Annotated in this window: 11 protein-coding genes; 8 read left to right on the top strand and 3 right to left on the bottom strand. The window is 54.5% G+C overall.

Features of this window, described 5'->3' with window-relative positions:
- The first annotated feature begins 326 nt into the window (after positions 1-326).
- From ilvL to ilvA, 6 genes are all read left to right on the top strand, one after another.
- Positions 327-425: an ilv operon leader peptide gene (ilvL, locus tag I6L54_RS01215; protein WP_001311244.1), complete on the top strand. Its 99-nt coding sequence runs from the start codon at positions 327-329 to the stop codon at positions 423-425.
- 139 nt (positions 426-564) lie between these two features.
- Positions 565-2,211: an acetolactate synthase 2 catalytic subunit gene (gene ilvG, locus I6L54_RS01210; protein ID WP_040230054.1), complete on the top strand. Its 1,647-nt coding sequence runs from the start codon at positions 565-567 to the stop codon at positions 2,209-2,211.
- Complete coding sequence (gene ilvM, locus I6L54_RS01205) at positions 2,208-2,471, top strand: acetolactate synthase 2 small subunit (protein ID WP_040230055.1); 264 nt, start codon at positions 2,208-2,210, stop codon at positions 2,469-2,471. Before ilvG ends, ilvM begins: the two co-directional genes overlap by 4 nt.
- Positions 2,472-2,488: 17 nt before the next feature.
- Positions 2,489-3,418 (top strand): branched-chain amino acid transaminase, encoded by a 930-nt coding sequence (locus I6L54_RS01200; protein WP_003018014.1) that lies wholly within the window; start codon positions 2,489-2,491, stop codon positions 3,416-3,418.
- 60 nt (positions 3,419-3,478) lie between these two features.
- Positions 3,479-5,329, top strand: a complete 1,851-nt coding sequence (gene ilvD, locus I6L54_RS01195) for a dihydroxy-acid dehydratase (protein ID WP_005133366.1) — start codon at positions 3,479-3,481, stop codon at positions 5,327-5,329.
- 4 nt (positions 5,330-5,333) lie between these two features.
- On the top strand, positions 5,334-6,878 hold the full coding sequence (gene ilvA / locus I6L54_RS01190) for a threonine ammonia-lyase, biosynthetic (RefSeq protein WP_040230057.1): 1,545 nt from the start codon (positions 5,334-5,336) through the stop codon (positions 6,876-6,878).
- An 86-nt stretch (positions 6,879-6,964) separates the two neighbouring features.
- Here the strand turns inward: ilvA and ilvY are convergent, their stop codons facing one another.
- Complete coding sequence (gene ilvY, locus I6L54_RS01185) at positions 6,965-7,855, bottom strand: HTH-type transcriptional activator IlvY (RefSeq protein WP_005133364.1); 891 nt, start codon at positions 7,853-7,855, stop codon at positions 6,965-6,967.
- Positions 7,856-8,013: 158 nt separating this feature from the next.
- Here ilvY and ilvC point away from each other — a divergent pair, with 158 nt between their 5' ends.
- On the top strand, positions 8,014-9,489 hold the full coding sequence (ilvC, locus tag I6L54_RS01180) for a ketol-acid reductoisomerase (protein ID WP_005133363.1): 1,476 nt from the start codon (positions 8,014-8,016) through the stop codon (positions 9,487-9,489).
- Positions 9,490-9,606: 117 nt separating this feature from the next.
- Here the strand turns inward: ilvC and ppiC are convergent, their stop codons facing one another.
- Complete coding sequence (gene ppiC, locus I6L54_RS01175; RefSeq protein ID WP_003017999.1) at positions 9,607-9,888, bottom strand: peptidylprolyl isomerase PpiC; 282 nt, start codon at positions 9,886-9,888, stop codon at positions 9,607-9,609.
- An 84-nt stretch (positions 9,889-9,972) separates the two neighbouring features.
- Between ppiC and rep the strand changes: the two genes are divergently transcribed.
- The gene (gene rep / locus I6L54_RS01170; RefSeq protein ID WP_040230059.1) at positions 9,973-11,994 is read left to right on the top strand and encodes a DNA helicase Rep; all 2,022 of its coding nucleotides are present in this window, start codon (positions 9,973-9,975) and stop codon (positions 11,992-11,994) included.
- Positions 11,995-12,044: 50 nt separating this feature from the next.
- On the opposite strand, the gene gppA is transcribed toward rep, so the two are convergent.
- Positions 12,045-13,526 (bottom strand): guanosine-5'-triphosphate,3'-diphosphate diphosphatase, encoded by a 1,482-nt coding sequence (gene gppA, locus I6L54_RS01165; RefSeq protein ID WP_040230060.1) that lies wholly within the window; start codon positions 13,524-13,526, stop codon positions 12,045-12,047.
- Between the last annotated feature and the right edge of the window lie 37 nt (positions 13,527-13,563).

The raw sequence follows: 13,563 nt of genomic DNA, 5'->3' as shown, positions 1-13,563 counted from the left end.
CGCAATAGATACTGGCAGGATTCTGCATAATTGATGTTTTTAGATGCTTATTCCTGTGTTTTTGTGTAATCAGGAATTACTTGCTCCATGTCTGGAATCACGCTCGCAAATGTGTATGAGTGTGTCGAGGAAAGGGATCGCAGGTTGTGCTGATGCGCTGAAACGTGAAATATTTTCATTTTATATTTTTTGTATAAAAAACAACGGTATTTATCTAAACCGTTAACGGCGTCAGAAAAATGAAAACAAAAATATCTTGTGCTATTCGCAAATTCTATGGTAACTCTTTAGGCATTCCTTCGAACAAGATGCAAGAAAATACAAAAATGACAGCCCTTCTACGAGTGATTAGCCTGGTCGTGATTAGCGTGGTGGTGATTATTATCCCACCGTGCGGGGCTGCACTTGGACGAGGAAAGGCTTAGAAAACAAGCCTTAACGAACTAAGACCCCCGCACCGAAAGGTTCGGGGGTTTTTTTTGACCTTAAAAACAGACACGAGGAGCAGAAAGTGAACGGTAGCATAAAATTCTGTTTCTCAAGATTTACGGCGGGGATGTAACTATGAATGGGGCTCAGTGGGTGGTACATGCGTTGCGTGCACAAGGGGTTAAAACCGTTTTCGGTTATCCTGGTGGCGCAATTATGCCGGTTTACGATGCGTTGTATGACGGCGGCGTAGAACACCTGTTGTGCCGTCATGAGCAGGGGGCGGCGATGGCGGCTATTGGCTATGCCCGTTCTACAGGTAAAACCGGTGTATGTATTGCCACTTCCGGTCCGGGTGCTACCAACCTGATTACGGGTCTTGCTGATGCGCTGTTAGATTCCGTTCCTGTTGTGGCCATCACCGGCCAGGTTGCTGCACCATTCATCGGAACCGATGCGTTTCAGGAAGTAGACGTGCTTGGTATGTCGCTGTCCTGCACCAAACATAGCTTCCTGGTCCAGTCACTGGAGGAGTTGCCGCGCATTATGGCGGAAGCCTTCGCCGTGGCGAATTCTGGTCGTCCTGGTCCGGTTCTGGTGGATATCCCGAAAGATATCCAGTTAGCCAGCGGTACGCTGGAGCCGTATTTCACGACCGTAGAAGATGCGGCCGCATTCCCTCATGCTGACGTTGAGCAGGCGCGTAACATGCTGGCGCAGGCGCAAAAACCCATCCTGTACGTAGGTGGCGGCGTCGGTATGGCGCAGGCGGTTCCTGCCCTGCGTGAATTTATCGCGCTGACCCAATTACCGGTCGCTTGTACGCTGAAAGGTCTGGGCGCAGTTGACGCTGATTATCCGTATTATCTGGGAATGCTGGGGATGCACGGAACCAAGGCCGCGAATTTTGCGGTGCAGGAATGCGACTTACTGATCGCTGTCGGGGCGCGTTTTGATGACCGGGTAACTGGCAAGCTGAACACCTTCGCTCCGAACGCCAGCGTGATCCACATGGATATCGATCCGGCTGAGATGAACAAACTGCGTCAGGCGCACGTAGCGTTGCAGGGCGATTTGAATACGCTGTTACCGGCATTACAACAACCTCTGAACGTTGACGCCTGGCGTCAGCACAGTGCAGAACTGCGAGCAGAACATACCTGGCGCTACGATCATCCGGGTGAGGCCATCTATGCACCGTTGTTGTTAAAACAACTGTCGGACCGTAAACCAGCCGATAGCGTTGTTACGACGGATGTTGGCCAGCATCAGATGTGGTCTGCACAGCATATGACCTATACCCGCCCGGAAAATTTCATTACCTCGAGCGGCCTGGGTACGATGGGCTTTGGTTTACCTGCCGCGGTTGGCGCACAGGTTGCTCGCCCGAACGATACGGTAATCTGTATCTCCGGTGACGGTTCCTTCATGATGAATGTACAGGAACTCGGCACCGTAAAACGCAAGCAGTTGCCGCTGAAGATAGTTTTACTCGACAACCAGCGGTTAGGCATGGTGCGACAATGGCAGCAGCTGTTTTTCCAGGAACGTTATAGCGAAACCACCCTTACCGATAACCCCGATTTCCTCATGTTGGCCAGCGCCTTCGGCATACCTGGTCAGCACATCACCCGTAAAGACCAGGTTGAAGCGGCACTCGACACCATGCTGAACAGCGAGGGGCCATATCTGCTTCATGTCTCAATCGACGAACTTGAGAATGTCTGGCCTCTGGTGCCGCCTGGCGCCAGCAACTCAGAAATGCTGGAGAAATTATCATGATGCAACATCAGGTCGCCGTTGAGGCTCGTTTCAATCCGGAAACGTTAGAACGTGTTTTACGCGTGGTACGCCATCGTGGTTTTCAGGTGTGCTCCATGAATATGGAAGCCGCCAGCGATGCGCAGAATATAAATATCGAATTGACCGTTGCCAGCCTCCGGTCAGTCGACTTACTGTTTAGTCAGTTAAGTAAACTGGTAGACGTTGCACATGTTGCCATCTGCCAGAGTACAACCACATCACAACAAATCCGCGCCTGAGCGCAAAAGGAAGAAAAATGACGACGAAAAAAGCTGATTACATTTGGTCTAATGGCGAGATGATTCGTTGGGAAGACGCGAAGGTTCACGTGATGTCCCACGCACTGCATTACGGTACTTCCGTATTTGAAGGTATCCGTTGCTACGATTCTCACAAAGGCCCGGTGGTGTTCCGTCATCGCGAACATATGCAGCGTCTGCGTGATTCAGCCAAGATCTATCGTTTTCCGGTCTCTCAGAGCGTTGATGAGCTGATGGAAGCTTGCCGCGAGGTGATTCGTAAAAACAACCTGACCAGCGCCTATATCCGTCCGCTGGTGTTTGTTGGCGATGTGGGGATGGGCGTTAACCCGCCGGCGGGTTACACCACAGACGTGATTATCGCCGCGTTCCCGTGGGGGGCTTACCTTGGTGCTGAAGCGCTGGAACAGGGGATCGATGCGATGGTTTCTTCCTGGAACCGCGTTGCGCCAAACACTATCCCTACTGCGGCTAAAGCGGGTGGTAACTATCTGTCTTCGCTGCTGGTGGGTAGCGAAGCGCGTCGTCATGGTTATCAGGAAGGTATTGCGCTGGATGTGAATGGTTACATCTCCGAAGGCGCGGGCGAAAACCTGTTTGAAGTTAAAGACGGCATTCTGTTTACCCCGCCATTTACCTCTTCCGCGCTGCCAGGTATCACCCGTGACGCGATCATTAAGTTGGCGAAAGATCTCGATATCGAAGTGCGTGAGCAGGTGCTGTCCCGTGAATCGCTGTACCTGGCCGATGAAGTGTTCATGTCCGGCACCGCGGCGGAAATCACACCAGTACGCAGCGTCGATGGTATCCAGGTGGGCGAAGGCCGCTGCGGTCCGGTCACCAAACGCATCCAGCAGGCCTTCTTTGGCCTCTTCACCGGTGAAACAGAAGATAAATACGGTTGGTTGGATCAGGTTAACCAATAAACATAAATTTGGGGCGGCACGCACCGTCCCAATGATTAGACAGACGGGAGTATATACAGCATGCCTAAGTATCGTTCTGCCACCACCACCCATGGCCGTAATATGGCGGGTGCCCGCGCATTGTGGCGCGCCACCGGGATGACCGATGACGACTTCGGTAAACCGATTATCGCTGTGGTGAACTCTTTTACCCAGTTTGTGCCGGGCCATGTCCACCTGCGCGATCTCGGTAAGCTGGTTGCCGAACAAATCGAAGCCTCAGGCGGTGTGGCGAAAGAGTTCAACACCATTGCTGTGGATGATGGTATCGCCATGGGCCACGGGGGCATGCTGTATTCACTGCCGTCGCGCGAGCTGATCGCTGACTCTGTTGAGTACATGGTTAACGCCCACTGCGCCGATGCGATGGTCTGTATCTCTAACTGCGACAAAATCACCCCGGGGATGTTAATGGCCTCCCTGCGCCTGAACATTCCGGTGATCTTTGTTTCCGGCGGCCCGATGGAGGCCGGGAAAACCAAGCTCTCTGACCAAATTATCAAGCTCGACCTGGTTGATGCCATGATTCAGGGCGCCGATCCGAAAGTTTCCGACTCGCAGAGCGAGCAGGTTGAACGTTCTGCTTGCCCAACCTGCGGCTCATGCTCAGGGATGTTCACCGCGAACTCGATGAACTGTCTGACCGAAGCGCTTGGGTTGTCGCAGCCGGGTAATGGTTCTCTGCTGGCGACTCACGCTGATCGTAAAACGCTGTTCCTTAATGCGGGTAAACGCATCGTTGAGCTGACTAAACGCTACTATGAGCAGGATGATGCTTCTGCGCTGCCGCGCAACATTGCCAGCAAGGCGGCGTTTGAAAACGCCATGACCCTGGATATCGCCATGGGCGGCTCCACCAACACCGTTCTGCACCTGCTGGCGGCGGCGCAGGAAGCGGAAATTGACTTCACCATGAGTGATATCGATAAGCTGTCCCGCAAGGTTCCGCAGCTGTGTAAAGTGGCGCCAAGTACCCAGAAATACCATATGGAAGATGTACACCGCGCAGGCGGCGTGCTGGGGATTCTCGGCGAGCTGGACAGAGCTGGCCTGCTGAACCGCGACGCGAAAAACGTCCTCGGCCTCTCCCTGGCACAGACGCTGGAGCAGTACGATATCACCCTTACCCAGGACGAAGCGGTCAAGAAAATGTTCCGCGCTGGCCCGGCGGGCATCCGTACCACTCAGGCGTTCTCGCAGGACTGCCGCTGGGACACGCTGGATGACGATCGCGCCGAAGGCTGTATCCGTTCGCTGGAACACGCCTACAGCAAAGATGGCGGCTTAGCCGTGCTGTACGGTAACTTCGCGGAAAACGGCTGTATCGTGAAAACTGCGGGCGTGGATGACAGTATCCTGAAATTCACCGGCCCGGCAAAAGTGTATGAAAGTCAGGACGATGCGGTTGAGGCTATTCTTGGCGGCAAAGTGGTTGCCGGCGACGTGGTGGTGATTCGCTACGAAGGGCCGAAAGGCGGACCTGGGATGCAGGAAATGCTTTACCCAACCACCTTCCTGAAATCAATGGGTCTTGGCAAGGCCTGTGCGCTGATAACAGATGGCCGTTTCTCCGGCGGTACTTCGGGCCTCTCTATCGGCCACGTTTCACCGGAAGCGGCCAGCGGCGGTAATATCGCGATTATTGAAGATGGCGACATGATTGCTATCGATATCCCGAATCGTGGTATTCAACTGCAGTTGAGCGATGCGGAAATTGCTGCGCGTCGTGAAGCGCAGGAGGCTCGCGGTGACAAAGCCTGGACACCAAAAGATCGTCAGCGTCAGGTCTCCTTTGCCCTGCGCGCCTATGCCAGCCTGGCAACCAGCGCCGACAAAGGTGCGGTGCGCGATAAATCGAAACTGGGGGGTTAAGACGATGGCGGATTCACAACCCCTGTCCGGCACGCCGGAAGGTGCTGAATATCTCAGAGCGGTACTGCGTGCGCCGGTGTACGAAGCAGCGCAGGTCACGCCGCTACAAAAAATGGACAAGCTCTCTTCGCGCCTCGATAACGTAATTCTGGTGAAACGCGAAGACCGTCAACCCGTGCACAGCTTCAAGCTGCGCGGAGCCTATGCCATGATGGCGGGACTGACTGAAGCGCAGAAAGCGCATGGTGTGATCACTGCATCAGCAGGAAACCATGCCCAGGGCGTCGCTTTTTCCTCTGCGCGTTTAGGCGTGAAGGCGCTGATTGTCATGCCGACAGCTACCGCTGATATCAAAGTCGATGCCGTGCGCGGTTTCGGTGGCGAAGTATTGCTGCACGGGGCGAACTTTGATGAAGCCAAAGCCAAAGCAATTGAGCTGTCGCAACAGCAAGGCTTTACCTGGGTCCCGCCATTCGATCACCCGATGGTGATTGCCGGGCAAGGTACGCTGGCGCTGGAGTTACTGCAGCAGGATGCCCATCTTGACCGTGTTTTTGTACCGGTCGGTGGCGGTGGTCTGGCCGCCGGTGTCGCAGTGCTGATCAAACAGTTGATGCCACAAATCAAAGTGATTGCCGTTGAAGCTGAGGATTCTGCCTGCCTGAAAGCGGCGCTGGATGCCGGCCAACCGGTCGATCTTCCGCGCGTTGGCCTCTTTGCTGAAGGTGTGGCGGTGAAGCGTATCGGCGACGAAACTTTCCGTCTGTGCCAGGAATACCTCGACGACATCATTACCGTTGATAGCGATGCTATCTGTGCGGCGATGAAAGACCTGTTCGAAGACGTGCGTGCGGTGGCGGAACCTTCCGGGGCGCTGGCGCTGGCGGGGATGAAAAAGTACATCGCCCAGCACAATATTCGCGGTGAACGACTGGCACATGTGCTGTCCGGTGCGAACGTTAACTTCCATGGCCTGCGCTACGTGTCTGAACGCTGTGAATTGGGGGAACAGCGCGAAGCGCTGCTGGCGGTGACCATCCCGGAAGAGAAGGGCAGTTTCCTGAAATTCTGTCAGTTGCTGGGTGGGCGTTCAGTGACCGAGTTTAACTACCGCTTTGCCGATGCCAAAGATGCCTGCATTTTTGTCGGCGTACGCCTGAGTCGTGGTCTGGAAGAACGTAAAGAAATCCTCCAGTTGCTTAGCGACGGCGGCTACAGCGTCGTGGATCTGTCCGACGACGAAATGGCGAAGCTGCACGTGCGCTATATGGTTGGCGGCCGTCCGTCGAAACCCTTGCAGGAACGGCTGTTCAGCTTCGAATTCCCGGAATCGCCGGGGGCGCTGCTGAAGTTTCTGCATACACTGGGGACGCACTGGAATATTTCATTGTTCCACTATCGCAGTCATGGAACTGACTACGGCCGTGTACTGGCGGCGTTTGAGTTGGGTGAGCATGAACCTGATTTCGAAACGCGGCTGAACGAACTGGGCTATGACTGTCACGATGAAACACATAACCCGGCGTTTCGTTTTTTTCTCGCGGGGTGATGTTTGGGAAGCCTGATGGCACTGCGCCTATCAGGCCTACGCCCTGACTATCTGCCGGATAAGGCGCTTGCGCCGCCATTCGGCGGCTAGTGATTCGGCAATATCTTCCAGAAAGCATCAATAAGCGGCTCATGCAGCCGCTTTTTTTGTGCGCATACGCCCAGCTCGAACGGTGTTTTTTCGTCGCTACGTTCCAGAATCATCACGCGGTTACGTACCGGCTCCGGGCTGTTTTCCAGCACCACTTCTGGCAACAATGCTACGCCGCAGCCCAGTGCGACCATGGATACCATCGCCTCGTGACCGCCCACCGTGGCGTAAATCGACGGATTGCTGATTTTATTGCGCCGGAACCATAGCTCAATACGGCGGCGAACTGGCCCCTGGTCAGCCATGATAAAGGGTACCGTTGACCAGTCAGGGGCTTCTACAGAAATCTGATTGCGTACCGGGCAAGGCAGTGCTGGCGCTATCAATACCACAGCCAGATTCTCCAGCATGGAAAAGGCCACCGCGCCAGGCAGCGTTTCCGGCTTCCCGGCAATCGCCAGGTCGGCCTCGCCAGTGACTACTTTATCCATCGCATCGGCGGCATCACCGGTAGTGAGTTTGATTTCCACCGACGGGTGTTCGGCGCGGAAGCGGTCAAGGATCGGTGGTAAATGGCTGTAGGCGGCAGTCACTGAGCAGAAGATATGCAGTTCACCGGACAACGACGGTCCTTGCTGATCAATAGTATGGCGTAATTGCTGATACTGCAGCAGCGTCTGTTGGGCAAACACGCGCAGCTCCTCACCCGCTTCGGTGAGCGTGACCGTACGGTTATCGCGAACAAACAGCGGCTGGCCGAGGTCTTCTTCGAGACGCTGAATTTGCCGGGAAAGCGTGGACGGGCTGACGTGCATCGCCCGTGCGCTGCGGCCAAAATGGCGGCTTTCCGCCAGATGCAGGAACATTTTCAGATCGCGTAAATCCACAGACGAGCCTCCGGGTTTCTACGTTGCATAAATTGCAATGTGACGTTGTGAATATATCAATTTCCGCAATAAATTTCCTGTTGTAATGTGAGTCTAATCTCGCTGAAACGCGAACCGAATAATAAGCACCACAACACAACATCACGGAGTACACCACCATGGCTAACTACTTTAATACACTGAACCTGCGCCAGCAGCTGGCACAGCTGGGCAAATGTCGCTTTATGGGTCGCGACGAATTCGCCGATGGCGCAAGCTACCTTCAGGGTAAAAAAGTGGTCATCGTCGGCTGTGGCGCGCAGGGTCTGAACCAGGGCCTGAACATGCGTGACTCCGGTCTGGATATCTCTTATGCCCTGCGTAAAGAAGCGATCGCTGAGAAGCGTGCTTCCTGGCGCAAAGCGACCGAAAACGGCTTCAAAGTCGGTACCTATGAAGAGCTGATCCCGCAGGCTGACCTGGTGGTTAACCTGACGCCAGACAAACAGCACTCTGACGTGGTGCGTTCCGTACAGCCGCTGATGAAAGACGGCGCGGCGCTGGGCTATTCCCACGGCTTCAACATCGTCGAAGTGGGCGAGCAGATCCGTAAAGACATTACTGTAGTGATGGTGGCGCCGAAGTGTCCGGGCACCGAAGTGCGTGAAGAGTACAAACGTGGTTTCGGTGTTCCAACCCTGATCGCGGTGCACCCGGAAAACGATCCAAAAGGCGAAGGCATGGCCATCGCTAAAGCTTGGGCTGCGGCAACTGGCGGTCACCGCGCTGGCGTACTGGAATCCTCCTTCGTGGCAGAAGTGAAATCTGATCTGATGGGCGAGCAGACTATCCTGTGCGGTATGCTGCAGGCGGGCTCTCTGCTGTGCTTCGACAAGCTGGTGGAAGAAGGTACCGACCCGGCTTATGCAGAAAAACTGATTCAGTTCGGTTGGGAAACTATCACCGAAGCGCTGAAGCAGGGCGGCATCACCCTGATGATGGACCGTCTGTCTAACCCGGCGAAACTGCGCGCTTATGCGCTGTCCGAACAGCTGAAAGAGATTATGGCGCCGCTGTTCCAGAAGCACATGGACGATATCATCTCCGGTGAATTCTCTTCGGGCATGATGGCTGACTGGGCCAACGACGATAAGAAACTGCTGACCTGGCGTGAAGAGACCGGTAAAACCGCGTTCGAAACCGCCCCGCAGTTTGAAGGCAAAATCGGCGAACAGGAGTACTTCGATAAAGGCGTTCTGATGATTGCGATGGTGAAAGCGGGCGTTGAGCTGGCGTTCGAAACCATGGTTGATTCCGGCATCATCGAAGAGTCTGCTTACTACGAATCATTGCACGAGCTGCCGCTGATTGCGAACACCATCGCCCGTAAGCGTCTGTACGAAATGAACGTGGTTATCTCCGATACCGCAGAATACGGTAACTACCTGTTCTCTTACGCATGCGTACCGCTGCTGAAAGAGTTTATGACTACCCTGCAGACCGGCGATCTGGGCAAAGCGATTGCCGAAGGTGCGGTAGATAATGCTCAACTGCGCGACGTGAACGAAGCTATTCGCGGCCACGCTATCGAGCAGGTTGGTAAGAAACTGCGTGGTTATATGACGGATATGAAACGTATTGCAGTTGCTGGCTAAATAGGATGTCGAGTGGCGCTTGCGCTTACCCGACCTACGCACAGCAGATGTAGGCCGGATAAGGCGTAGCCGCCATCCGGAAAAAAAGCCCGGCGCCTGAACGCACCGGGCTTTTTATTAGTTACGGTACAGCACTTTAATGATGTGGTAACCGAACTGTGTGTGCAGCGGGCCAGTTGGCTCCAGCACCGGGCAAGAGAAGACGACTTTATCGAACGCCGGAACCATCTGGCCCTGGCGGAACTCGCCTAAATCACCGCCGCGTTTGCCTGATGGGCAGATGGAATGCTTTTTCGCCAGCTTACCGAAGTCGGCGCCGTTTTTAATCTGTTCCAGAAGATCCAGTGCCAGTTTCTCTTCTTTAACAAGGATATGCACTGCTGCTGCTGTTTTTGCCATGATCGTGCCTTGAGTGGGGTGGTTAAGGCTGGCTATACTACCACGCTGTTATTTTCCCCTCCCGACTTTCATGAGTGACCCTTTATGCGTTTGAATCCCGGACAACAACAAGCCGTCGAATTTGTCACCGGACCTTGCCTGGTGCTGGCGGGAGCGGGTTCCGGTAAGACGCGCGTTATTACCAATAAAATTGCGCACCTGATCCGCGTTTGTGGCTATCAGGCACGCCATATCGCGGCGGTGACTTTTACCAATAAGGCCGCGCGTGAAATGAAAGAGCGCGTGGCGCAAACGCTGGGTCGTAAAGAGGCGCGTGGATTGATGATCTCCACCTTCCACACTCTGGGGCTGGACGTCATCAAGCGCGAATATGCGGCGCTGGGGATGAAGTCGAATTTCTCGCTGTTTGACGATACCGACCAGGTGGCTCTGCTTAAAGAGCTGACCGAAGGGTTAATTGAGGACGATAAACTTATCCTTCAACAGCTGATCTCGACGATCTCCAACTGGAAAAACGATCTGATGACCCCGGCACAGGCGGCGGCCAGCGCGAAAGGCGAGCGCGATCGTATTTTTGCTCACTGCTATGGTCTGTACGACGCGCATATGAAGGCGTGTAACGTTCTCGACTTTGACGATCTGATCCTGCTCCCCACGCTGCTGTTGCAGCGCAATGAAGAGGTACGTGAGCGCTGGCAAAACAAGATTCGCTACCTGCTGGTGGATGAATATCAGGATACCAACACCAGCCAGTACGAGTTGGTGAAGTTATTGGTGGGCAGCCGTGCACGCTTCACCGTTGTGGGTGATGACGATCAGTCGATTTACTCGTGGCGTGGTGCGCGTCCGCAAAACCTGGTGCTGTTGAGCAAAGATTTTCCGGCGCTGCAGGTGGTTAAGCTGGAGCAGAACTATCGTTCTTCCGGACGTATCCTGAAGGCCGCAAATATTCTCATTGCTAACAATCCGCACGTATTTGAAAAGCGGTTGTTCTCTGAGCTGGGCTACGGACCTGAGTTGAAAGTACTGAGCGCCAACAACGAAGAGCATGAAGCGGAACGTGTGACCGGGGAGTTGATTGCTCATCACTTTGTGAATAAGACGCAGTATAAGGACTATGCGATCCTGTATCGCGGCAACCACCAGTCACGGGTGTTCGAAAAATTCCTGATGCAGAACCGCATCCCGTACAAAATTTCCGGGGGGACATCGTTTTTCTCGCGTCCGGAAATCAAAGATCTGCTGGCCTACCTGCGTGTGCTGAGCAACCCGGATGACGACAGCGCGTTTCTGCGTATTGTTAATACACCGAAGCGTGAGATCGGTCCGGCGACCCTGCAAAAGTTGGGTGAGTGGGCCATGACGCGGAATAAAAGCCTGTTTACCGCCAGTTTTGATATGGGGCTTAGCCAGACGCTGACCGGCCGCGGTTATGATTCTCTAACCCGCTTTACGCACTGGCTGGGGGAAATCCAACGCCTGGCGGAGCGTGAGCCGGTTGCCGCCGTACGCGATTTGATCCACGGCATTGATTACGAATCCTGGCTGTATGAAACCTCGCCGAGCCCGAAAGCGGCAGAGATGCGTATGAAAAACGTCAACACGTTGTTCAGTTGGATGACGGAGATGCTGGAAGGCAGTGAGCTGGAAGAGCCGATGACCCTGACTCAGGTTGTTACCCGTTTTACCCTGCGCGACATGATGGAGCGCGGAGAAAGCGAAGAAGAGCTGGACCAGGTGCAGTTGATGACGTTACATGCCTCAAAAGGGCTGGAGTTCCCGTATGTGTTTATGGTGGGAATGGAAGAGGGCTTCTTACCTCATCAGAGCAGCATTGATGAAGACAACATTGATGAAGAGCGTCGTCTGGCCTATGTCGGCATTACCCGTGCACAGAAAGAGCTTATCTTCACGTTGTGCAAGGAGCGCCGTCAGTACGGGGAGCTGGTGCGCCCGGAGCCGAGCCGCTTCCTGCTTGAACTGCCACAGGATGATGTAATCTGGGAACAGGAGCGTAAAGTGATGAGCGCTGAGGAGCGGATGCAAAAGGGGCAGGCCAGCATTGCGAATATCCGGGCTATGATGGCGAAAGCCAAAGAGAAGTAATATTTATTTGGTAGGCCGGATAAGCGTGAGCGCCATCCGGCAGCCAGCATCTAACGCACTTCCAGCGGCCAGTGGACATAGCTTTGCCACTGGATTTCCTGATCGATCAACTCGTTACCTAATGGATGATGTTCCAGCCAGCCTTCCGGCAACGTTAGCGTCAGATTTTCATCCTGAGCTTGCAGGATGATGCGCGGTACTAAATCGTCACGACGGCGTGCGGCGAAGATGATCGCCAGACGTAGTAAACGGCAAAGGTGCTCAGCGATACGCGGCGGCACGGCGTTTTGCTGGTGCAGCGAAGAGAGATCGACTGGGTTGGTCTGATTTAATAGCAGCGTGGCTAACAGTTTTTTTTGCGCGGGGGTAAAACCCGGAAGATCGAGATTACGCACCAGCCAGGCGGCATGCAGCGGTGCCTGCTTATATTCCACGCTCAGCCCTATTTCATGCAGCTGACAGGCACTTTGCAGCAGTTCACGGCTAATGGCCTCAAGATGCCACTCATCTTTCACCTGATCGAATAAATGTACAGCCAACTGTGCGACGCGGTTCGCCTGATCGGTGTCAACCATAAACCGACGCTGAATATTACGTAGCGTACGGCTGCGAATATCCTGATCGACTGGCAGGTGCAGCATACCGTAGACCAGACCTTCACGCAGTGCGCCGCCGGCCAGGGTCATGCACTGAATGTTCAGTTCGGTGAAAATGGCGAGCAGAATGGCCAATCCGCTGGGGAAAACCAGCGCACGTTCCAGCGTTAATCCTTCTATTTCCAGCTCTTCCAGACGACCGCAGTGAATAGCGCGCTGCTTAAGCTGCTGAAGTTTGGCTAGCGTAATGCGCTCGTCCATACCCTGCGCCATCATGATTTCCTGCAACGCCTGGACGGTACCGGAGGCACCGACGCAAACTTTCCAGCCATGAAAACGCAGTTTATCGGCGACGGGGCGCAGAACTTCACGAGCCGCTTTCTCGGCTTCGTCAAAGTTTTCCTGTGCCAGATTACGATCGGTGAAGTACCGTTCGAGCCAGGTAACGCAGCCCATTGACAGACTAAACAAGGAGGTGGTTTGTGCGCCGGAGCCAGTAACCAGCTCGGTACTGGCGCCGCCAATATCAACGACCAGGCGTTGATCGGCTCCGCCGGTCGTATGGGCAACACCCTGATAAATCAGACGCGCTTCTTCTTCACCACTGATGACCTGGACAGGGCAGCCGAGGATCTCTTGCGCTTTGGCGATAAAGACATCGGCGTTTACCGCGATGCGCAATGTTGCCGTGGCGACCACGCGGATTTGCGGTTGCGGGATATCCTGCAGGCGTTCAGCAAACAGGCGCAGGCATTGCCAGCCGCGTTCCATGGCTTCAGCGGAGAGAGCGTTGTCGTTGTTCAGGCCGGCAGCCAGACGCACCTTGCGTTTGATACGCGTGAGCGTCTGGATGCTTCCCGCCACCTCGCGTACGACCAGCATATGAAAACTATTCGAGCCGAGATCAATTGCCGCATACAGCGAAGTAGAATTCATACACTTCATCCTTCAGCCTGTATCTGTGTTGGCTGCG

Source organism: Citrobacter pasteurii (assembly GCF_019047765.1).
Classification (GTDB): Bacteria; Pseudomonadota; Gammaproteobacteria; order Enterobacterales; family Enterobacteriaceae; genus Citrobacter; species Citrobacter pasteurii.
This window is presented reverse-complemented; position numbering and strand designations above follow the sequence as displayed.